This is a genomic window from Butyrivibrio sp. WCD3002 (genome assembly GCF_000424265.1).
Taxonomy (GTDB): Bacteria; Bacillota; Clostridia; order Lachnospirales; family Lachnospiraceae; genus Butyrivibrio.
The window spans coordinates 187,394-209,998 of sequence record NZ_AUJO01000003.1 but is presented as its reverse complement, the minus strand read 5'-3'; the positions used below and the strand labels follow the sequence as shown (position 1 = coordinate 209,998).

The following is a 22,605-nucleotide window of genomic DNA, read 5'->3' as shown; positions in this document are numbered from 1 at the left end:
ATTCTAAAATTTGCGTAAATTATTACGAAAAAAAGAACAAACTATATTACTCTATTTTGTACCAAATCAAATAGAGTCTGTGATACAATAAAAATCAGCATAAATGCATTATAACGATGTAAGGGGGAGCATATGGATAACAACGTTAATGAAAAAATACTGAAATTCCAGAAGCTGCAGACTTTCTGTACGGCAGGTATATTTGTAGTTATTCTTATCGCAGTTATTATGGTGGTACCAAGGGCTGTTAAACTGCTGGATCAGGCACAGAGTGTAGCGGAAGGAGCCATGTCTACACTGGAGAAGGCGGATAGTACTCTTGCCGACATATCCGAAATGGCCGATTCGATTGAACAGACCGGTGAAGATATGAACAAGCTTATCAAGGATAACGAGAGTACGCTAACAGATTCTCTTGATAAGATGTCCAACATAGATTTTGACGGGCTTAATACTGCGATAAAGGATCTGCAGGATGCTGTTGGACCTTTTGCAAGCTTTATGAACAGATTCAGATAAGGGGGAATTAAAATGGCTAAGAAAGCAAGCGAAACAATTAAGGATATAGCAAAAACTGTTACAGAGGCAGCGGAGCCATATATTGAGAAGGCAAAGGAAAAGAGCGGCCCTGTTATCGAGGAGATGAAGGAAAAGGCTGAACCTGCAATTGATGTTGCAAAGAAGAATGCAGGACCTTATATTAAAAAGGCTAAGGAGCAGGGAACAAAGGCTGCGGACAAGGTAAGAGCAGCTACTAAAGATATAACCGAAGCATCGGCAAAAAAAGCTCATAAGGCAGAGTTTTTCATACAGTACAAGGATTACGAGATAAGGACAGAGGATATCGCAGATAAAATTCGCGAGCAGTATATTGCAGAGGGACATAAGATGAGCGATATTAAGGAGCTTCAGATATATTTGAAGCCTCAGGAAAATACCGCTTATTATGTGGTTAATCACAAGGATACAGGTAAGTTCACCTACTAATTTGCAGTAAGGCAGGAATTATTTTTTGAAGATTGAAAAGAATTTATTTTTTAATTTAAGACACTATGAGTACGGAGAGGCATTCTTTGGAAGCTACAAGGGCATGCGCTTCAGACTTGCAAGAGAACCTCTTGACCACGTTTTTTTCGTTCCTGTTGAGGAAAGGGACCCGGAGGCCAGACTTATGGCAACGGTGTGGCCTGAACCCTACAGCTATTTTGATACACCCGATGAGCAGAAGACTTCGGAAAAGTTTTCCATCGATGAAGAGGGCTTTGAGAAGGCTATAGAGTGGATCAATGAGCAGTATGACAGCCGCGATTGGGGCGAATCATGAAAATTGAAAAATAAAAAAAGGAAAAGCAAACTCCCCGCAGAATATAATAACTGTGGGGAGTTTTTCAAACTATGAAAATTAGAGAAAGCCTAGAAAACAGAGAAAGACTTAATTTAAGCCCTTATGCTACTCTTAGCATGAACTCAAGGGGAAGGGAAATTGATGAGGAGCCCTGTGATATCAGACCGTGCTTCCAGCGGGACAGGGATCGAATTCTGTATTCCAAATCATTCCGCAGACTTAAGGACAAGACGCAGGTATTTTTAACGCCTGACGGAGATCATTACAGAACCAGAATGACTCATACGCTTGAGGTGGCTCAGAATGCCAGAACCATAGCAAGAGCACTTAAGCTAAATGAGGATCTGTGTGAAGCGATAGCTTTTGGACATGACCTTGGGCATACGCCCTTTGGACATGCGGGTGAACGCGCGCTTAATGACATATGTCCCTACGGGTTTAAGCATAATGAGCAGAGCCTTCGTACGGTAGAGCTATTAGAGAAGGATGGAACGGGACTTAATCTGACCTTTGAAGTAAGGGATGGCATTATCAATCATGAGATGAATACCACAGCCATTACCTTAGAGGGCAGGGTTGTAAGACTTTCGGATAAGATAGCTTATATTCATCATGATATGGACGATGCCATAAGGGGCGGAATACTTAAGGTTAGTGATGTCCCTGAGAGTATTACAAAAGTTATCGGTAATACTAACGGAGAATGGCTTGATACATTTATCCATGACATAGTTGAAAACAGCTTTGATAAGAATGACATTTCCATGTCTGAAGAGGTTGGAAATGCACTTATGGAGCTTCGTGCATTCATGTTTAAGAGCGTATATACCAATCCTGTTGCCAAGAGCCAGGAGGGTAAGGCAGAGAACCTAGTTAAGATTCTTTACGGCTATTACATGGATCACATCGAGGTGCTTCCGGATTATCTGAAGAAATTGTATGAAGACGGACAGCCCAGGGAAAGAATTGTTTGTGATTACATAAGTTCCATGACAGACAGATTTGCAATTGCCAGATTCCATGAGATTTTTGTTCCTCAGAGCTGGCAGGTACTTTAACGGAGCTTTTGGAATAAAGGGATAAAAAATGCGATATACGGATGACATCATAGAAGAGGTCAGATCCCGTAATGATATCGTGGACGTAATAGGGCAGTATGTGAGCCTTAAGCGTGCAGGAGCCAATTACGTGGGGCTGTGTCCTTTCCATAATGAGAAATCCCCGTCCTTTAGTGTCTCACCTTCCAAGCAGATGTTTTACTGTTTTGGATGCAGAGTGGGCGGCAATGTTTTCTCGTTTTTAATGAAATATGACAATTTAACATTCGGTGAAGCGGTCAGATCTCTTGCTGAGAGAGGCGGGGTGAAACTTCCGGAGGAGGATGAATCCCCTGAGGCAAAGCGCATGAGAGATAAGCGAGCCACCCTTTTTGAGATAAATAAAGAGGCTGCCAAATATTATGTATATCAGCTAAAGGGCAGATCCGGAGAAAAGGGACTTGCTTATTTCAGAGACAGAAAGCTTACGGATGAGACTATTACCAGATTCGGACTTGGTTATGCCAATGTAAGCAGTGATGATCTTGTTAAATACTTAAGGAGCAAGGGCTACAGCGATGCGCTTATTATCGAGGCAGGTCTTGCATCCCATGATGAGAAATATGGTACCCATGATAAATTTTGGAACAGAGTAATGTTTCCGATACTTGATGCCAACTCCAAGGTAATAGGCTTTGGCGGAAGACTTATGGGTGATGGGAAGCCTAAGTATCTGAACTCTCCGGAGACACCGGTTTTTGATAAGAGCAGAAATCTCTTCGGACTGAATTATGCTAAGAACGCAAGAGCAGGCTACATCATAATCTGCGAAGGTTACATGGATGTAATAGCGATGCATCAGGCCGGCTTTAACATGGCTGTGGCATCCCTGGGAACAGCCTTTACATCCCAGCAGGCTCAGCTCCTTAAAAGATATACGGATACAGTTATTCTTTCCTATGACAGTGACGGTGCAGGCACCAGCGCAGCACTTAAAGGGATACAGCTTTTGAAGGAGGCGGGACTAAAGGGCAAGGTCCTTAATCTTAAGCCCTACAAGGATCCTGATGAATTCATAAAAGCAGAAGGAAAAGAAGCTTTTGAAGAGAGAATCAAAAAAGCCGAGAATCCATTCTTCTTCGAGATTTCCGTTAAGGAGAGGGAATATGATATGTCAGATCCCGCTTCAAAGACGGAGTTCCATAGATATATAGGAGAAAAGCTCTGTGAGTTTAAAGAGGCCGTTGAGAGAGAAAATTACATCGAGGCAGTGGCACAGAGATACTCAATAGGTTCTGATGATCTTCATAAGCTTGTGGCAAGTATCGCTTCTGAGGGCGGAATTGTAAAAACAGCTCCAAAACCAAAGAGCGGCATGCATTCGCAGCTGAGAAAAGAGGATCCCGGCAGAAAACCGCAAAGGGTACTGATAACATGGCTTGCCGATGAACCGGAATTATTTGAAGCCATCAGCAGATGGATTGAACCCGAGGATTTTGCAGATGATTTGTACAGGGGAATAGCGAAGCAGATGTGGGAAGGACTGTCGGAGGGCAGCTTTGATCCCGCAAGAGTACTTGACCGATTCGTAGAAGAGGAAGAGCATGCTCAGGTTGCGGAGCTCTTTAACACAAACCTTGTTCAGATAGATACGAAGGATGAACGTGAGAAAGCGCTACATGATATTTTATATGAGGTCAAGAGGACCGGTTACGAGAGGCGACTAAAAGACATGGCATCCGACGACCCTGAGAGATGGAATTTTACACTTCAGGGAAAACGCAGACTTGAAGAGCTATTAAAGGCAAGAATCATAATTAACAATGATTAAGAAAGGAATTGATTAAAGTGGCAGAAAAGAAGACAACAGCTAAGGTGGCGACAAAAGCAGCTAAGGCCGGTGCAGAAGAGAAAGAGGTAAAGAAGACTACCAAGAAGGCAGCTGCTGAAAAAGAGACGAAGGCTACAGCAAAAGATACAAAGAAAGCAGCTGAAAAGGAAACCAAGGCAGCAAGCAAGGCTAAGGCTTCAAAGGCAGAAGAGAAGGAGCCTGCTAAGAAGACAACCAAGAAAACAGCTGCCAAGGAGGAGCCTGCAAAGAAGGAAACAGCCAAGAAGGCTGCTAAGGCAGAGGAGAAAGAGCCTGCCAAGAAAAAGGCTGCTGAGGAGAAGGCTGCCGCTAAGGCACCTGCCAAGAAACCTGCAAAGAAAAAGGCTGAGCCGGAGAACACCTCTCATGCCGTAGAAGAAGGCGGCGATGAGCTTGATGAGGAGACCAAAGTCAAGTTCATACAGAAGATGAGAGAGCTCCTTGCTCTTGGTAAGAAAAAACAGAATACTCTTGATTACAACGAAGTAAGTGATTACTTCAGAGATCTTAATCTTGATGAGGAGAACCTTGATAAGGTGCTTGAGCATCTTGAGTCAGCAGGAATCGATGTAATCAGAATGGATGATACAGAGGTTGAACTTCCTGATGATGACGAGGTAGTACTCTCTGATGAGGATGAGGTTGATATGGAGAATATCGATCTCTCTGTACCGGATGGAATCAGCATTGAAGATCCGGTTCGTATGTACTTAAAGGAGATCGGTAAGGTTCCGCTTCTTACAGCAGAGCAGGAAATCGAGCTTGCTCAGCAGATGGAAGACGGTATGATGGCTGAGAAAATTCTCGAAGCAGGCGGCGTCGATAAGGTAGAGGTTAAGGAAGAGGAGCAGGAAGCCTATGATCGTATTAAGGATCTTGGCGATAAGGAGCTTAAGAACCTTACTTACTATGGAAATGAAGCAAAGAAGCGCCTTGCAGAAGCAAACCTTCGTCTGGTTGTAAGTATTGCAAAGAGATATGTTGGTAGAGGTATGCTTTTCCTTGATCTTATTCAGGAGGGTAACCTTGGTCTTATAAAGGCCGTTGAGAAGTTCGATTTCCGTAAGGGATTCAAGTTCTCCACATACGCTACATGGTGGATTCGTCAGGCTATTACCCGTGCTATCGCGGACCAGGCGAGAACAATCCGTATCCCTGTACATATGGTTGAGACCATCAACAAGCTTATCCGTATCAGCAGACAGTTGCTTCAGGAGCTTGGTCGTGAACCCACACCTGAAGAGATTGCAAAGGAAATGGGTATCCCTGTAGAGCGTGTAAGAGAAATTCTCAAGATTTCTCAGGAGCCTGTATCCTTAGAGACACCTATCGGTGAAGAGGAAGATTCACATCTTGGTGATTTCATTCAGGATGATAACGTGCCTGTACCTGCAGATGCTGCAGCATTCACGCTTCTTAAGGAGCAGCTCGTTGAGGTTCTGGGTACTCTTACAGAGAGAGAACAGAAGGTACTCAGACTCAGATTTGGTCTTGATGACGGAAGAGCAAGAACTCTTGAAGAGGTTGGTAAGGAGTTCAACGTTACCCGTGAGCGTATCAGACAGATCGAAGCAAAGGCTCTCAGAAAGCTTCGTCATCCCAGCAGAAGCAGAAAGCTTAAGGATTATCTGGACTAATGAAAAACGTGCAATTATCAGAAAGACTTTTCGCGGCTGCATCCCTTGTTCCAGGGGGCAGTCGCGTAGCAGATGTCGGAACGGATCATGGATTCGTTCCGATTTATCTTATAAATGAAAATATAGCTGAACATGTGGTGGCAATGGATGTGAACGAGGGCCCTCTTGAAAGGGCAAGGGAGCATGTTCATGAATATGGTCTTGATGACAGGATTGAACTCAGATTGTCGGACGGGCTTAAAGAGCTGTCTGATGGTGAAGCTGATACCATGGTCTGTGCTGGCATGGGCGGCCTTTTGATGATGAGAATTCTAAAGGAGGGAGATCCTGTAAACAAGGGAATAAAGACCATGATTCTCCAGCCACAGTCGGATCTTGTGAATTTCAGAATTTATCTTAGAGAAAATAATCTTGTGATAGATGATGAGCGCGAGATTTTCGAGGATGGGAAATACTACACTATGATGAGAGTGAGAGCCGACTATGCAGGGGAGAGAACTCCTCTTGAGGAGGCAGCACTGGATATAGAAAAAAGTGCAGGCTGCGACAGGGAAAGAGCACTGCATATCTGCCATCGTTTTGGCCCTGTTCTTATTAAGAAAAGGGATCCTGTTCTAAAAAAATATCTTGAGCATGAACTTAATGTTTGCAATAAGATTTTTAAAAAATTGTCTGAAAACGAGCATACAGACAGAATACGTGATATTATAAATAAAAAGAACGATATTACAACTGTGCTTTCTATGTATTAAGATACAAATTTTGACATTAAATGTTTAGAGAGGGAAACGTATATGCCAAAACTTAGAATAAACGGTGAAGTAAAAGAATATGACAAGGGAACAACCTTTGAAGAGATTGCCAGGGAATATCAGCCCCAGGTAAAAAATCAGATAGTGGCTGTGACCTATGGCACCCGCATAAGGGAGCTGATGAAAAAGGTTGATCATGATGATGATCTTACCTTTATCACAACGGCTGATGAAATCGGTAATAACACCTATACCAGAACTGCTCTTATGATGCTTATTAAGGCTGTCAGGGACGCATCCGGAAAGCAGCCTGCCTTTACCAGAATCGAGTATAAGATCGGTAATGGATACTACTGCAGCATCAGGGGTGATTTCAAGGTTACGGAGGCCTTTGCCGAAGCTGTTCAGAAGCGTATGCAGGATATGGTTGACGATCATCTTCCCATAACCAAGAAGGGCTATCCGTTATCTGAGGCGGTGGATATTTTTACAAGAGAAGGTATGGATGATAAGGTTCGCCTTCTTCGTTACCGCAGAAGCTCTGAAGTAAACGTATATAAGCTGGATGGATTTTCAGACTATTACTATGGATACATGCTTCCAAATACCTCTTATGTTAAGTGGTTTAAGGTTGAAAAATATCACGACGGACTTTTACTGAATCTTCCTACCAGAAAGAATCCTGATACCATTACGGAAAGCGATCCAAGAGAAAAGATTTTTGCTGAGATGGTTCGTGCTTCACAGTGGGGAGAAATGATGGGAGTTGATACTGTAGGTGACCTTAACGATGTTATCTGCAGCGGCGGCTTCAATGAACTGATGCATGTTCAGGAGGCGCTTCAGGAGCGAAGAATCGGTGAGATAGCAAAGAGAATCTTTGATGCCAAGCATGTAAAATTTGTCATGATAGCAGGCCCAAGCTCCTCGGGAAAAACTTCCTTTGCAAACAGACTTGCCATTCAGATGAGGACCTATGGTCTTCACCCTCATCCAATAAGCCTGGACAATTATTTCGTTAACAGGGAAATGACACCTCTTAACGAGGATGGAAGCTATAATTTCGAATGCCTTGAGGCCCTGGATGTAGAGCAGTTTAACAAGGATATGGTGGACCTTCTAAACGGTAAGAAGGTTGAGATGCCTACCTTTAATTTTGTCACCGGAAAAAGAGAAATGAATGGTGATTTCCTTCAGCTTGCTCCAAATGATGTCCTTGTAATAGAGGGTATTCATGGCCTTAATGAAAAAATGAGCTATGCGCTTCCTGCAGAGTCCAAATTCAAGATATACATAAGCGCACTTACTACCTTAAGTGTTGATGCCCATAACAGAATTACCACTACTGACGGGCGCCTTATCCGAAGAATAGTAAGAGATGCAAGGACCCGCGGAGCATCCGCAAAGCATACAATTGCAATGTGGGATTCTGTAAGAAGAGGAGAGGAGCAGAATATTTTCCCCTTCCAGGAAGATGCAGATGAGATGTTTAACTCGGCTCAGATATATGAACTGGCTGTTTTAAAGCAGTATGCAGAGCCGTTGTTATTCGCTATTAAGCCGGGAGAGCCTGAATACTTTGAGGCTAAGAGGCTTCTAAAATTCCTTGATTACTTTGTGGCTGTAGATGCACAGGCCCTTCCTATGAATTCACTTACCAGAGAGTTCGTTGGCGGAAGCTGCTTCAAGGTCTGAAAGTACTTTTATAACATCAGCAAGGCGAACGGCCACCATTTCATCATTTTCGGTGCCGCCTGCAAGAACGCCTACAAGATTACCATGTATATCAAATACTCCGCCTCCGGACATTCCTTCGTGGGCGGAGCATTTTGCATATATCATCTTATATCCGAAATTTTTGACCAGAATATTTGTGTTGATAGCGGTTCCGTAAATATAGTTTTCCGCTACCTTTGTTCCCCGGCCGTAATAATCATAATGCTGATTTTTTGCAGGATCAGAACAGGGCTCTGAGTCCAGTGCAAAAACAATTTCCTTTTCGCTTTTTTCAAAAGCATTAAAAGCTGTCTCTGAAACAGGTGCACTTTTTAGCTGTATAAGATCAGCTGGATCAATATCTGATGTGGAAACGCTGATGATAGCAACGTCCACATTTTTGTCTGCATATAATAGCTTTGCTTCTTTTACGACACCATTATAGAAAATTGAATAAATACTGCTGTTTTCATCATAGCCTCTGAATAGGTGGGCTGCAGTGAGAATACGGATTTCGTCCTTGTCTATTGATGTTATTGTGCCCTGTCCGTACCGGGTGCCGAGCTGTATTCGGACGCAGGATGGACGTACATAAAGAGCAGCCTCAATTACATCTTCTTCCGATTCATAGGAATTATTGAGAGGGCACATGGAAAAGGCATCAAAAAAGAGCATGTCATCTGCAATTTCAGATGGCATGGGACCATATGCGATAGCCTTTATTGGATTAAGCAATATGATGATTATTAGTGAAAAGATTATTTTCTTAGACATTGTTCCTTTTTGTGTATGAGCAGGCCTGTAAGCCGGGTTATGTCGTGAATGATCATCTATCTAGGACTGCTGTTGCCAACAGCCTCAAGCGACCCACCTGAAAACGGATCGGGCCGATCCATGGTTTTCTTTTCGGTCTTGCTTCGGATAGGGTTTACATGGCTACAGATGTTACCATCTGTACGGTGGTCTCTTACACCACCTTTTCACCCTTACTCTTACGAGCGGTATATCTCTGTTGCACTATCCCGGGAGTCACCTCCGCCGGACGTTATCCGGTATCCTGCCCTATGAAGCCCGGACTTTCCTCACCCGCACCCTTTCGGGAATAGCGGCCGCGATCATTTGTCCTGCTCATACATAAGCACTTTAATCAATTGAATGTTTGTTGTCAAGCACCATTGGATTTATTTAAGTCAATTTTTGCAAGTTTTAAAGAGATATCAACTAGGATTTGGTAGTATTTTTCCTATAATATAGTATATGTGAGAATTCATAATTGTATTGGAGGTTTTTTCTATGGATACGAGTTTTTTGAAGCATTTTTCTCTTGAAGGTAAAACAGCATGGGTTACCGGCGCTTCATATGGCCTTGGACTTGCCTATGCCATAGCTTTCGCCCAGAGCGGAGCGGAGATTGTTTTTAATGATATCAGTCAGGAGCTGGTGGACAAGGGCATGGCTGAGTATAAAAAGCTTGGAATTGATGCCTATGGTGCTGTGTGTGATGTTACCAAAGAGGATCAGGTTCTTGAGTTTGTAAAAAAAGCTGAAGCAGCTAAGGGACATATCGATATCCTTGTAAATAACGCCGGAATTATTAAGAGAATTCCTATGACAGAAATGAGTGTTGAGGAGTGGAATCAGGTAATCGACGTTGATCTGACAGGACCCTTTATCTGCTCAAAGGCAGTTCTTCCCGGTATGATAGAGAGAAGAAGCGGTAAGATTATTAACGCATGCTCAATGATGAGTGAGCTTGGAAGAGAGACTGTTTCTGCATATGCAGCAGCTAAGGGCGGCCTTAAAATGCTTACCAGAAATATCTGCTCCGAGTATGGACAGTACAATATTCAGTGTAATGCCATAGGACCCGGCTACATTGCTACTCCTCAGACAGCTCCTCTTAGGGAAAAGCAGGCTGACGGTTCAATGCATCCCTTTGACAGATTTATCAGATCAAAGACTCCCGCACAGCGCTGGGGAAAAACGGAAGATCTTATGGGACTTGCGGTATTTCTTGCATCTCCTGCTTCTGATTTTATCAACGGACAGGTTGTTTACATCGATGGCGGAATACTTGCTTACATCGGACAGGATCCGGGAAACCTTGATCCTTCAAAGTTTGAAGACTGATTTTAAAATTTATATCTATATAAAAATTGCCCTCATGTCTGTGATGACATGAGGGCTTAATTTGTATTTACGTATAATTAACCGGAAAGTTCTTCCGACTAAGAGCCGGAGAGTGGTTTATTCTGATTTTGGATAATCCAAGAGATCTTCGTCAGAAATATCATCATAGTGTACAACAAGATTTCGGCCGTGACCCTTTGCATAATACAGAGCTCTGTCTGCCTTCTTGACAGCTTCGCGATAATTACCGCCATCATATTTGCTGACACCTACTGAAATGGTAATAGGACAAACCTCGTTTTCAGTAGTTTCAACAGAATGTCTTATGTGCTCAGCAATCTTTAAGCCAACCTCTGTCTCAGCGCCGACAAGAAGAACAACAAATTCTTCACCGCCCCAGCGTATCAGCATATCTGATGATCTGATGCAGCGTTTGATCTGCTCTGTTAAGAATACAAGAATTTTATCTCCGGCATCATGACCGTAGGTATCATTGACTCTCTTGAATTTATCGATGTCGATCATCAGTACTACAACATCCACCGCATGGGGAATGTTCAGCTGTTCGGTTTCATCGTCGGATACTATTTCATTTATCTTGTTACGATTGTATGCCTCGGTAAGATTATCAGTTATGGATGTTTTCTCAAGCTCCCGCTTTATCAGATATTGGTCGGCGTATGAGTTTTCCAGGATCAGCATGATGATAATAATGCCGATGAAAACAGGTACTGCCAGGGAAATCATCATATCAAAGTGTTCATAATGATTCCATGTATTGGAAATAATTATGTTAAGCAGTACCAGCGAGTGGATCGGAACATGATACGCAACAGGCATGCCCAGTCCAATGGCCAAAAATGCAAAATGCATTATTATAAAGCCTTCTCTGGCGAAATCTTTATTTGGAAGAAACCATATCGCCCAGATTGTGGCCCACATTGACGCATGGGCTATCAGGTAATATAGGAAAACACCAAAACGGTAATTCTTAATTCTCGGTTCACATATTATCAATAGCAAAAGTGGCAGGATAACCGAACATCTCGGCACAAGGGTTTCGTAGGCAAATCTGCCAAATATCTGACAATCGGATATAAAATAAGTAATCTCGAGAAGTCCCGTCAGCATAGCTGATAAAAATGAGACTCTTCTGAAGTAGTCGAACTTCGACTGATAAAAATTATTCAATTCATTTTTCGCAATCTTTTTCGTAAGCATGAATACATTCTATCACAAAATCACTACTAAAACACAAAACTTATATTGATTGTTTTAATTCTTAAGATTCTTATGACAATCTTAAGAAAAACTTAAGTTTGCAAAAATCTATTGTCATGTGATTTTTGGTGTGATAGTATCACTTCCTGTCGGCGGTCAGCCGGCAATTCATTGAAGCTATCGCTTCGAGATGAATCCCTATTGTTTTTATTTTTATTATTTATTATGAAAGGCGGTTTATTATCTATGAAACCATTCAAACAAAGTAACTCGATGAAAGAGCTTTTGAAGAAGCTCCGCAGACACGATACGCTGGTTATGGGCGCAGGTGTTATGGCAGCAACGATATTATGTGGCAGTTTTGTTTATGTGACAACACCTGCAATAAGTGCTGATGCTGCAGCTGAGGAGGTCCGCAGGGATTCTCTCGGCGTCCAGAAAAAGGCAAGCGATCAGCTAAGAGAGATTGATAATTATCTTGAAAAGCTTGATTCGGTAGTGACAGGAAGCCAGGAGCTCATAAAGGAGATTCAGACAGTACAGAATGAGCAAAAGCTTCTTTCTGAGAAAACAATTGAAAATGAAAAGAATAATTCCACAACTACCAATAACAACAAGGTAGTAGAGAAAATCGGTGGCCTTGATAAGGAGCTTGCATCAATTCATTCCGAGATCAAGAATACATCCGACCAGGTATGTGAGCTTAAGGAAAGCATGAATAATGGTGGGAGCAAAAACACAGATAAAGATAAAGAGGATTTCTCACAGATTACAAATGCGCTTAGTGATATTAAGAAGGCTTGTGACAAATCAAGTACAGAGGTTACAGCCCTTGTTGCACAGATTAAGGAAAACAAGGAAAGCTCTAACAGTGAAAACAAGACTGTTATAAACAATCTCGAGAAGATTGAAAAGCAGCTTGAGAATACAAATGTAACTGATACCCTGACCAGAATGGAATCTGATCTTCTTAAAACCCAGAATACATATATGGCAAAGATGGGTGAAATCGAGAAGGACGTGGAAAAGGTTGATAAGAGCGTGTCCGGATTAGGTAAAAAGGTGGAGTCAGGTCTTGACGGTATCGATAAGAATCTCGACAAGGTTGAGGACAAGGTGGCCGGCGTAGAAAACAAGGTCGGTACAGTTGAAAATAAAGTAGATGGTGTTGAAAGCAGAGTTGGCGGCGTTGACAGTAAGGTGAGCGGCGTTGATTCAAGAGTTAGCGCGGTAGACAGTAAAGTTGGTGCTGTGGAATCCAGAGTCAGTGGCGTAGACAGCAAGGTTGGTGCTGTTGATGCAAAGGTCGGTACCGTGGATGGCAAAGTCGGAGCTGTAGATGCAAAGATTGGCACCGTAGACGGAAAAATTGACGGTGTAGACGGAAAAATCGATGGAGTCGACGGAAAGATCGACGGAGTGGATGGAAAAATCGATAGCGTTAACGGCAATGTCGAAGGCGTCGGAACAAAGGTCAGCGGCGTAGACAAGAAGGTTGACGGCGTGGACGGAAAGATTGCCGATGTAGACGGAAAAATTGACGGTGTAGATGAAAAAGTAGCAGGTGTTGACGGAAAAGTTGATGGCGTTGGCAGCAAGGTCGAGGGTGTTTCCGGAAAGATGGACGGAGTAAGCGGAAAAATCGACGGCGTAAGTGGAAAGATGGATGGCGTTAACGGAAAAGTCGACAGTATGGGCTCTAAGGTAACCGGTATTGACAGCAAGGTTGATGGTGCATTATCTCAGGTTGGCGACGTAGACAAGAAGATTGACGGTGTCAGTGGAAAGGTCGGAACTGTTGATACAAAGGTTGGCGACGTAGACAAGAAGATTGACGGTGTCAGTGGAAAAGTCGGAACTGTTGATACAAAGGTTGGCGATGTAGACAAGAAGGTCAGCGGCGTTGATAAAAAGATTGATGGCGTGGATGGAAAAGTCAGCAGTGTAGATGGAAAAATTGACAGTGTAGATGGAAAAATTGATGGTGTTGGCGGAAAGGTCGGAAAAGTTGAATCAAGGGTTGGCGATGTAGACAGGAAGATCAATGACGTCGATAAGAAGGCCGATGGCGTGGATAAGAAGGTCGACGGAGTCAGCGGAAAGGTCGGAACTGTAGATACCAAGGTCGATGGTGTAGACAAGAAGGTTAGCGGTGTAGATAAGAAGGTCGACGGAGTAAACGGAAAAGTCGGAACTGTAGATACCAAGGTCGACGGCGTGGATAAGAAGGTCGACGGAGTCAGCGGAAAAGTCGGAACTGTAGATACCAAGGTCGATGGCGTAGACAAGAAGGTCGGCGGAGTTGATAAAAAGGTAGATGGAGTAGGCGGAAAGATCGATGGCGTTGGCGGAAAAGTCGGAAGCGTTGATACCAAGGTAAGCGGTGTTGATACCAAGGTAAGCGGTGTTGACAGCAAGGTTGACGGAGTAAAAAACAAGGTCGGTAGCGTTGAGACAAAGGTAGGCAGTGTTGATACCAAGGTTGGCGGCGTCGATAGAAAGGTTGATGGTGTCGGTGTAAAGGTCGGTAATGTTGAAACAAAGGTCGGAGGCGTAGAGAAGAAAGTTGATAACGGTTTTAATAATGTAAAGAGTGGTGTAAGCTCTCTTCAGAAGACCCAGAATGAGGCCAACACCAAGCTTGGTACCATTGAGGGCAGAATGAGTACTCTTGAGAGCGGTATAGGAAAGATAGACACTGATATCCAGACTCTGTTTGGAAAGCTTGAAAAGGTTTTTAACGATGTGGCCAGCGGTAAAAAGCGACTGGCATCCGCGCTTGCCACACTTGGAGTAAATGTTCCTGAGGATGCCAAGTTTGAGGACCTTGAAAATGCGATAAAGCAGGTCCCTGAAGCAGTCTTAAATTCCAGCGATGTTGAGTACGAATATCATCACCATGTTGATGGGAAAGGTGCATGCCCTAATGAAACCAGTTTTAATAAAGGCGGCTGTTTCCAGATCGAAGTAAAACACAGACATGGCGCTGAGTGTTTTAATGAGAGAACAATATATTCTTATAGAACTAATAGATATGACAGGCGTATCAATAATGGTGGAGGTGAGAGATATTATTGCGACAGATGTAATACAGCATCAGATAATCCATATCATGATGAGGAGTCCGAGAGCCTTGATGACGCTGTCAGGAGAAGTATAAATGGATATACAATGAGGGTTGAAAGAGAGCTGGTTTGCTCTATGGGAGATAGCGTCGAGTACTATATACCCGGTTGCGGATATAAGGAGAATTCCATTGTGAAAGCGACTATCAAATATGAAAAGGAAAATGATTTAGCGGAATCTCTGATTGCTGCAAACGCAGCGGTGGATTTCGTTGACGGAGAAATTCTTTTTGAGGAATTCATTCCGGTTGATAACAATGGTAGTTGTGATAGTGTGGACTATGACGAATATGAAGACGCAGAAATTCTTCCTGAAAGTGATGAAGAAAATGAAGATTTTGTAGAGGAAATTGTAGAAAATGAGATTGTTGAAGAGACAGAAAACAGTGAAGAACAGCAAACTTCTGATTCTGAGGAAGTAACAGGCGATACTTCTGATGACAGTAACGGCACGGCTGAGTCAGAAGCAATCCGGGAAAATAACTGATGTCCGACGTTCCTTGACAGTTGTCTGAATTCAGGTCTACAATGTTAGCGTTGTGTAATAGAATTTTACTTTATTTTTGGAATGGAGAGTGATTATATGACAAAAATAGATATAATTTCAGGCTTCCTTGGAGCAGGAAAGACTACTCTTATTAAGAAGCTTTTGAAGGAAGCGTTGGCAGGAACAAAAACAGTACTTATAGAAAATGAATTCGGTGAGATCGGTATTGATGGCGGATTTCTCAAGGAGTCAGGCATCGATATCCGTGAGATGAATTCAGGATGCATCTGCTGTTCACTTGTTGGTGATTTTGGTACTTCTCTTAAGGAAGTAATGGATACCTATGCTCCTGAAAGAATTCTTATTGAGCCTTCAGGTGTTGGTAAGCTTTCTGATGTTATGAGAGCTATTCAGAATGTTGCTGACCAGAGTACTGATCTTACTATGAACAGTGCAGTTACTGTTGTTGATGTCAGCAAGGCTAAGGTTTACATTAAGAATTTCGGTGAGTTTTTCACAAATCAGATTGAAAATGCCGGAACCATCCTTTTAACAAGAACAGATAAGGCTGACGAAGCTAAGATTGAGACAGCTGTAGAGCTCATTCGCCAGTATAATCCTAAGGCTACTATTATTACCACACCTCTTGATCAGCTTGACGGAAAAGAGGTTCTTGATACCTTTGAGGGAAATCATGATCTTGAGGCAGAGCTTCTTAAGGAGGTTCTTGCTCAGAAGGCTGATGAACATCATCATCACCATGACCATGGTTCAGAGAAATTCACTGATGAGGATGGTAACACAGTTTACAGAGCTCACAAGCATGACCACGATCATGATGAGCACCACCATGATCATGACCATGACGAGCATGAGCACCATCACGACCATGATGAACACGATCATGACCATGAACATGATCACCACCATCACGACGCAGATGATATTTTCACAAGCTGGGGAATGGAGACTCCTGCTAAGTATTCCAAGGATGAGATTGAGAAGATGCTTGGAAGACTTGAGGAAGAGGAAAACTTTGGCGTTGTTCTCAGAGCTAAGGGAATGGTTCCTGATGAAAATGGCGAGTGGATCGAGTTTGATTATGTTCCCGGTGAGCCTACAATCCGTAAGGGCAGCGCAGATGTAACAGGTAAGTTCTGTGTAATCGGTGCTGAGCTTAAGGAAGATAATCTCGAACTGCTCTTTAAGAGAAAGCTCTAATGTTTAACGCAACACAGTTATAATAATGATATCCCTCGCCGTATTGGCGGGGGATTTTGTGGAGTTATTTGATGTTTGGAAGGAATAGAGAAAAGAAAATGAAACCGGTATATGTAATTAATGGCTTTCTTGACAGCGGAAAGACGGACTTTTTTAAGTATACAATTGCTCAGCCTTACTTCAGAACAAAGGGTAAGACTCTTCTTATAGTATGTGAAGAGGGTGAGAATGAATATGAGGAGAAGCTTCTGACCGCTACCAACACAGTTCTCGAGACTTTTGAGGATGAGGAGGATTTTACTCCCGCAGCTCTTATGGCACTTGATGCAAAGCATGAGCCTGAGCGTATTCTCATTGAGTATAACGGAATGTGGAATTTTAAGAATTTCAAGATCCCCAATAAGTGGAAGCTTGAACAGCAGATTACCATAATCGATGCTTCAAGCTTTGAGCTTTATTTTACAAATATGAAATCACTTCTGTCTGAACAGCTTAGGAATTCTGAGCTTATCCTGTTTAACAGATGTGACGGAATCGAGGATCTTGCAACCTATAAGAGAAATGTTAAGGCAATCAACCAGAAGGCTGATATTATTTTTGAAGATATGAACGGCGAGGTTGATGTAACTCTGGATGAGGATCTTCCCTTTGATCTTAACGCAGATCCCATCGAGCTCAATAATTTTGGATATGGAATGTTCTATTTAGATGCCCTTGAGCACGTGGACAGATATGATGGTAAGAATGTATCATTCACTGCAATGGTGGCTAAGCCTTACGATATGGCAGATAACGCATTTGTTCCGGGACGTATGGCTATGACCTGCTGCGCTGATGATATGCAGTTCTTGGGCTTTAAATGTGAATATGATGATGCTCCTTCGCTTAAAGAGAAGGAATGGGTAAAGGTAACAGCCAATGTAAAGAAGGCTCTTGTACCTGAGTATCAGGGAGTAGGACCGCTTCTTAGCGTTGTAAGCTTAGAGCATGTATCTGAGCCTAAGAGTCCTGTAATTGATTTTTCAAATCCAAATGAATAAATGATAATCGCCGGCAGAGTTTTTTTGCCGGCGATTTTTATAGGAAAAGAATTTTTCTATACGAAAAAACTCCTGCACCGGTGAGAGATGCAGGAGTTTTTAAAATTCATATATTTAATTATGCAAGCTTGTTAACAGCCTGAGCAAGACGAGAAACTTTTCTAGAAGCTGTGTTCTTCTTGAAAACGCCCTTTGACTCAGCCTTGTCGATAGCTGATGTAGCAGCAAGGAGTGCCTTAGCAGCCTCTTCCTTATTGCCAGCTTCGATAGCTGCTCTTACCTTCTTGATCTCTGTCTTAACACCAGACTTGATAGCCTGATTTCTTGCAGCCTTCTTCTGATTTGTAAGAATTCTCTTCTTGGCAGATTTGATATTAGCCATAACTTCCTCCATTATTATTACAAAAAATTTAATAGTCATCTAAGTTATATGGCTATGAAACCGGACACGGACAGTCAATGCCACATACACCCAAATATTTTAGATGTTATAGTACATTATGTCAAGAGCTTTTTTGAATTGCTGTACTTTATAACGCTTCTTATGTTATCATATTTCAAGGTGTGCGTGCCACCCTAAAATATCCGGCACGTATGTATTATTGTTTTTAGGATGGATTTAAAGAATGGCTGAATTTGATCAGAGTAAAGTAAGAAATTTTTGCATAGTTGCACATATTGATCACGGCAAGTCTACCCTGGCTGATCGTATGATCGAAACTACCGGGGTGCTTACCAGTCGAGAGATGCAGAATCAGGTTCTCGATAATATGGATATAGAGCGGGAGAGAGGTATTACTATCAAATCTCAGGCTGTGCGTATGATATATAAGGCTAAGGACGGCGAGGAGTATGTTTTCAATATGATAGATACTCCCGGTCACGTGGATTTTGGATATGAGGTTTCAAGAAGCCTTGCCGCATGCGATGGCGCAATACTTGTTGTTGATGCAACTCAGGGTGTTGAGGCTCAGACTCTTGCAAACGTATATCTTGCCCTTGACCACGACCTTGATGTTTTTCCTGTAATCAACAAGATAGACCTTCCCAGTGCAAGACCGGATGAGGTTAAGGAAGAGATCGAGGATGTAATTGGGATTGAAGCTCATGATGCTCCCCTTGTTTCCGCAAAGATGGGAACAGGAATTGATGATGTTCTTGAAGCTGTGGTTCACAGAATTCCTGCACCTAACGGAGATTCAAAGGAGCCTCTTAAGGCACTTATTTTTGATTCTGTATATGACTCATACCGCGGAGTTATCGTATTTGTAAGAGTAAGAGACGGTGTCCTTAAAAAGGGCATGACGGCTAAGTGCATGGCATCAGGTGCCTCCTGGGAGGTGGTTGAGGTTGGATATTTTGGCCCCGGACAGTTTATTCCCTGCGATGAACTTTCTGCAGGAAGCGTTGGATATTTTACAGCCTCAATTAAAAATATTCAGGATGCAAGAGTCGGTGATACAGTGACTGAGGTTAGCAGACCCTGCGCAGAGCCCCTTCCAGGATATAAGAAGGTAATGCCTATGGTTTACTGCGGTCTTTATCCTGCAGATACAGCCAGATATCCTGAGCTTAGAGATGCCCTTGAAAAGCTGCAGCTTAACGATGCTTCACTTTTCTATGAGCCTGAGACATCACAGGCATTGGGCTTTGGCTTCCGTGCGGGATTCCTTGGACTTCTTCATCTTGAAGTAATTCAGGAGAGACTTGAGAGAGAATACAATATTGATCTTGTCAGCACCGCTCCCGGTGTTGTCTACAAGGTTCACAAGACAGACGGTACAGTATTTGATCTGACCAACCCTTCAAATCTTCCAGATCCTTCAGAGATAGACTATATGGAGGAGCCCATTGTAAATGGTGAGATCATGGTTACTACCGATTATGTCGGATCCATCATGCAGCTTTGCCAGGAGAGACGCGGTAAGTATATCAGTACTGAGTATATAGAGGCCACAAGAGCTATCCTTAAGTATGAGCTTCCGCTTAATGAGATTATTTATGATTTCTTTGACGCTCTTAAATCAAGGTCAAGGGGCTATGCTTCCTTTGATTATGAAATCAAGGGCTATGAGCAGTCAGAGCTTGTTAAGCTTGATATTCTTATTAACCATGAACAGGTGGATGCTCTTTCATTTATCGTTCACAAGGAAGGTGCCTATGAGCGTGGACGCAAGATGTGCGAAAAGCTAAAGGGCGAAATTCCGAGACACCTGTTTGAGATTCCGATTCAGGCAGCAGTTGGCGGTAAGATAATAGCCAGAGAGACTGTTAAGGCTATGCGTAAGGACGTGCTTGCAAAGTGCTACGGTGGTGATATCAGCCGTAAGAGAAAGCTTCTGGAAAAACAGAAGGAGGGTAAAAAGAAGATGCGCCAGATCGGTAGCGTAGAAATCCCTCAGCAGGCTTTCTTAAGTGTTCTTAAGCTGGATGAAGGAAATTGATGGACGAGGTTTCAGAATGGAAAGTCTTGGAATTTACATCCATATACCATTTTGCATAAGAAAGTGTCTGTACTGCGATTTTCTCTCCTTTCCGAAGGGGAGAGCGCAGCAGGCACTTTATTTTGATGCTCTGGAAAAAGAAATTTTGCTATCCGCAACGGGCTGCGGCAAATATGAAGTACAATCGGTCTTTTTTGGAGGAGGAACTCCCACAGCTGTCATGCCTGAAGCTATTGTTCGGATAATGAAGGCTCTTTTCGATAATTTTTCATTTAAAGACGATGCGGAAATAACTATAGAATGTAATCCAGGTACCGCTGATCTTGATGCGTTAAAGGCATATAGAAATGCCGGAATTAACAGACTCAGTATAGGCCTTCAGTCAGCAAAGGATGATGAACTGAAAAGGCTTGGCAGAATACATGACAGGGAAATGTTCGAGGAATGTTACAGGAATGCGATAAAGGCAGGCTTTGAAAATATAAATGTGGATCTCATGAGTGCGCTGCCGGGTCAGACTCTCACTGATTGGGAGGATAATCTAAAATATGTTTGCACCCTTGATCCTGCGCCGTGCCACATTTCTGCGTACAGCCTCATAATCGAGGAGGGGACTCCTTTTTACGAGCTTTATGGGGAGGATAATGAGAATAAAGATATTGCCGTCAGTGTGAATATGCAGGATGGCTCTGAGTACTGCCAAAATCCCAGGCTACCGCTACCTGATGAGGATACGGAGCGGCAGATGTATCATCGCACAGAGGAAATATTATCTTCGTATGGCTACCGCCGATATGAGATTTCGAATTATTCTGCGAAGGGAAAAGAGTGCATACACAATCTAAGATACTGGCAGGGCGGAGACTATCTTGGCCTTGGTCTTGGTGCTTCATCTCTTATGAAAAATGAAAGGTATCACAATACCTCGGATTTTGAAAGGTATATAGAGACTTTGAACGGTGATTTTTCAATTGGAGAAGCTGAGGGTAAGGATGGAGCCATTTCACTTTCTGCTGAGAATCAAAGGCTTTTGGATATCAGAGAGGATGTAGAACCGCTGGATGAGAAGGCAAGGATGGAAGAATTTATGTTTCTGGGGCTTCGCCTTACGGCCGGCGTATCTGCCAATGAATTTAGGAGTAGATTTGGAAAAGAAATAGGTGAAATTTACGGAGGTGTCATCGAAGGGCTTAGGGAGAAAAATCTTCTGGAATGGGACGGAGATACGATCCGATTATCGGCGGAAGGCCTTGATGTAAGCAATTACTGCATGGCTGAATTTTTGCTTTGACAAGAGAAGATCATAGGGCTCATGTTTAATCATAATTTTAGAATATTTAACGGTAACTTCGTTGACAATTTCGGGTCTTTTCGACAAGATAATTATAGAAAAATATGCGCATGCAATTACAAGGAGTAGAAAATGCCAAGGATTGATGAAATTCTTAAAACAGCTAAAGAAGCAGGAGCATCCGATGTTCATATCACTGTAGGTATTCCGCCTAAGATGCGCGTAAATGGAAAACTGCTTGCTCTTGAAGGCTATCAGAGAATGCTTCCTGACGACACCATGGAAGTTGCTAAAAGTATTATGACTGAAAAACAAATGGAGCTTCTTGATGCCAACGGACAGCATGACATGTCTTTTTCGGTTAAAGGACTTGGACGCTTCAGGCTTAATGTATTTAAACAAAGAGGCTCAGTTGCTATGGCTATTCGCCTTGTTGCCACTGAGATACCGGATCCTGAGATACTGGGAATTCCCCAGTCGGTAGTTAATCTCTACCAGAGACAGAGAGGACTTGTGTTGGTAACGGGGCCTACGGGTTCAGGAAAATCAACCACCCTTGCGTCTATCATTGATAAGATAAACGACAACAGGGAGGCTCATATTATAACTCTTGAGGATCCTATCGAGTTTTTGTATCAGCACAATAAATCCATTGTAAATCAGCGAGAGGTTGGTCTTGATTCTGATAATTATGCCAACGCTCTGAGAGCTGCTCTTAGAGAAGATCCTGATGTTATCCTTGTTGGAGAGATGAGAGATCTTGAGACCATAAGTACCGCTATTACTGCTGCTGAGACAGGACATCTGGTGCTGTCAACTCTCCATACGATCGGAGCAGCCAGCACAGTTGATAGAATAATTGATGTTTTCCCGCCGCATCAGCAACAGCAGATAAGAATTCAGCTTGCCAACGTTCTTGAAGCTGTCATTTCGCAGCAGCTCATTCCTACAGCTGACGGTGATGCGAGAGTGGGAGCCTTTGAGGTTATGCATGTAAACAGCGCCGTAAGAAATATGATCCGTGAAGGCAAGACCCATCAGCTTATTACTATCATGCAGACCAATCGCAAGCAGGGAATGATAACCATGGATGATGCGATAGTTGAGCTTTGTAAATCAGGAAAAATCGGTCGCGATATGGCAATTCATTATGCCCAGGATCCTGAAACAATGCAGGCTAAGATATTGAGATAATTCACATAAAGCAATCGGCAGTTGCTGCAGATTGAGAGATTATTTATGGTGCAGGCAGATTTTTTTTATCGGAAAATCTGCTTGCATTTCTTTTT

General features: G+C 42.8%; 18 protein-coding genes and 1 other RNA gene. 15 read left to right on the top strand and 4 right to left on the bottom strand.

What is annotated here, in order from left to right; translation table 11 throughout:
- Positions 1–132: 132 nt before the first annotated feature.
- From G608_RS0106265 to G608_RS0106230, 8 genes are all read left to right on the top strand, one after another.
- Positions 133–519, top strand: a complete 387-nt coding sequence (locus G608_RS0106265) for a hypothetical protein (protein WP_026495322.1) — start codon at positions 133–135, stop codon at positions 517–519.
- A 12-nt stretch (positions 520–531) separates the two neighbouring features.
- Positions 532–987 (top strand): DUF6465 family protein, encoded by a 456-nt coding sequence (locus tag G608_RS22285; protein ID WP_051208928.1) that lies wholly within the window; start codon positions 532–534, stop codon positions 985–987.
- A 25-nt stretch (positions 988–1,012) separates the two neighbouring features.
- Positions 1,013–1,324: a hypothetical protein gene (locus tag G608_RS0106255; RefSeq protein ID WP_051208926.1), complete on the top strand. Its 312-nt coding sequence runs from the start codon at positions 1,013–1,015 to the stop codon at positions 1,322–1,324.
- A 71-nt stretch (positions 1,325–1,395) separates the two neighbouring features.
- Positions 1,396–2,403, top strand: coding sequence for a deoxyguanosinetriphosphate triphosphohydrolase (locus G608_RS0106250; protein WP_026495320.1), 1,008 nt, complete (start codon positions 1,396–1,398; stop codon positions 2,401–2,403).
- 28 nt (positions 2,404–2,431) lie between these two features.
- The gene (gene dnaG / locus G608_RS0106245; RefSeq protein WP_026495319.1) at positions 2,432–4,213 is read left to right on the top strand and encodes a DNA primase; all 1,782 of its coding nucleotides are present in this window, start codon (positions 2,432–2,434) and stop codon (positions 4,211–4,213) included.
- A gap of 467 nt (positions 4,214–4,680) precedes the next feature.
- Positions 4,681–5,889, top strand: coding sequence for an RNA polymerase sigma factor RpoD (rpoD, locus tag G608_RS0106240; protein WP_035794904.1), 1,209 nt, complete (start codon positions 4,681–4,683; stop codon positions 5,887–5,889).
- Positions 5,889–6,641: a tRNA (adenine(22)-N(1))-methyltransferase gene (locus tag G608_RS0106235; protein WP_035794849.1), complete on the top strand. Its 753-nt coding sequence runs from the start codon at positions 5,889–5,891 to the stop codon at positions 6,639–6,641. Before rpoD ends, G608_RS0106235 begins: the two co-directional genes overlap by 1 nt.
- Positions 6,642–6,683: 42 nt before the next feature.
- Positions 6,684–8,336: a nucleoside kinase gene (locus tag G608_RS0106230; RefSeq protein WP_026495316.1), complete on the top strand. Its 1,653-nt coding sequence runs from the start codon at positions 6,684–6,686 to the stop codon at positions 8,334–8,336.
- On the opposite strand, the gene G608_RS0106225 is transcribed toward G608_RS0106230, so the two are convergent.
- Both G608_RS0106225 and rnpB read right to left on the bottom strand, forming a co-directional pair.
- Positions 8,292–9,131 (bottom strand): S1 family peptidase, encoded by an 840-nt coding sequence (locus tag G608_RS0106225; RefSeq protein WP_026495315.1) that lies wholly within the window; start codon positions 9,129–9,131, stop codon positions 8,292–8,294. The two genes, G608_RS0106230 and G608_RS0106225, sit on opposite strands and share 45 nt — an antisense overlap.
- 12 nt (positions 9,132–9,143) lie before the next feature.
- An RNA gene (rnpB, locus tag G608_RS22315) (RNase P RNA component class A) lies at positions 9,144–9,488 on the bottom strand.
- Positions 9,489–9,650: 162 nt separating this feature from the next.
- Between rnpB and G608_RS0106220 the strand changes: the two genes are divergently transcribed.
- The gene (locus G608_RS0106220) at positions 9,651–10,487 is read left to right on the top strand and encodes a gluconate 5-dehydrogenase (RefSeq protein WP_155833228.1); all 837 of its coding nucleotides are present in this window, start codon (positions 9,651–9,653) and stop codon (positions 10,485–10,487) included.
- Positions 10,488–10,604: 117 nt separating this feature from the next.
- Here G608_RS0106220 and G608_RS20140 read toward each other — a convergent pair whose 3' ends face one another.
- Complete coding sequence (locus G608_RS20140; protein ID WP_196810146.1) at positions 10,605–11,678, bottom strand: GGDEF domain-containing protein; 1,074 nt, start codon at positions 11,676–11,678, stop codon at positions 10,605–10,607.
- 276 nt (positions 11,679–11,954) lie between these two features.
- Between G608_RS20140 and G608_RS0106210 the strand changes: the two genes are divergently transcribed.
- The 3 genes from G608_RS0106210 (at position 11,955) to G608_RS0106200 (ending at position 17,581) form a co-directional block, all read left to right on the top strand.
- Positions 11,955–15,320 carry a hypothetical protein gene (locus G608_RS0106210; RefSeq protein WP_155833227.1) on the top strand — a complete coding sequence of 1,122 codons (3,366 nt, stop codon included), beginning with the start codon at positions 11,955–11,957 and terminating at the stop codon, positions 15,318–15,320.
- Positions 15,321–15,416: 96 nt separating this feature from the next.
- Positions 15,417–16,541: a CobW family GTP-binding protein gene (locus G608_RS0106205; protein WP_026495312.1), complete on the top strand. Its 1,125-nt coding sequence runs from the start codon at positions 15,417–15,419 to the stop codon at positions 16,539–16,541.
- 98 nt (positions 16,542–16,639) lie between these two features.
- The gene (locus tag G608_RS0106200) at positions 16,640–17,581 is read left to right on the top strand and encodes a TIGR03943 family putative permease subunit (protein WP_026495311.1); all 942 of its coding nucleotides are present in this window, start codon (positions 16,640–16,642) and stop codon (positions 17,579–17,581) included.
- A 118-nt stretch (positions 17,582–17,699) separates the two neighbouring features.
- On the opposite strand, the gene rpsT is transcribed toward G608_RS0106200, so the two are convergent.
- Positions 17,700–17,963, bottom strand: a complete 264-nt coding sequence (rpsT, locus tag G608_RS0106195; RefSeq protein ID WP_026495310.1) for a 30S ribosomal protein S20 — start codon at positions 17,961–17,963, stop codon at positions 17,700–17,702.
- Positions 17,964–18,207: 244 nt separating this feature from the next.
- Here rpsT and lepA point away from each other — a divergent pair, with 244 nt between their 5' ends.
- The 3 genes from lepA (at position 18,208) to G608_RS0106180 (ending at position 22,510) form a co-directional block, all read left to right on the top strand.
- Positions 18,208–20,025, top strand: a complete 1,818-nt coding sequence (gene lepA, locus G608_RS0106190) for a translation elongation factor 4 (RefSeq protein WP_026495309.1) — start codon at positions 18,208–18,210, stop codon at positions 20,023–20,025.
- Positions 20,012–21,316 carry a radical SAM family heme chaperone HemW gene (gene hemW, locus G608_RS0106185; RefSeq protein WP_242829347.1) on the top strand — a complete coding sequence of 435 codons (1,305 nt, stop codon included), beginning with the start codon at positions 20,012–20,014 and terminating at the stop codon, positions 21,314–21,316. Before lepA ends, hemW begins: the two co-directional genes overlap by 14 nt.
- A gap of 132 nt (positions 21,317–21,448) precedes the next feature.
- Positions 21,449–22,510, top strand: a complete 1,062-nt coding sequence (locus G608_RS0106180; protein ID WP_026495307.1) for a type IV pilus twitching motility protein PilT — start codon at positions 21,449–21,451, stop codon at positions 22,508–22,510.
- Positions 22,511–22,605 lie beyond the last annotated feature (95 nt).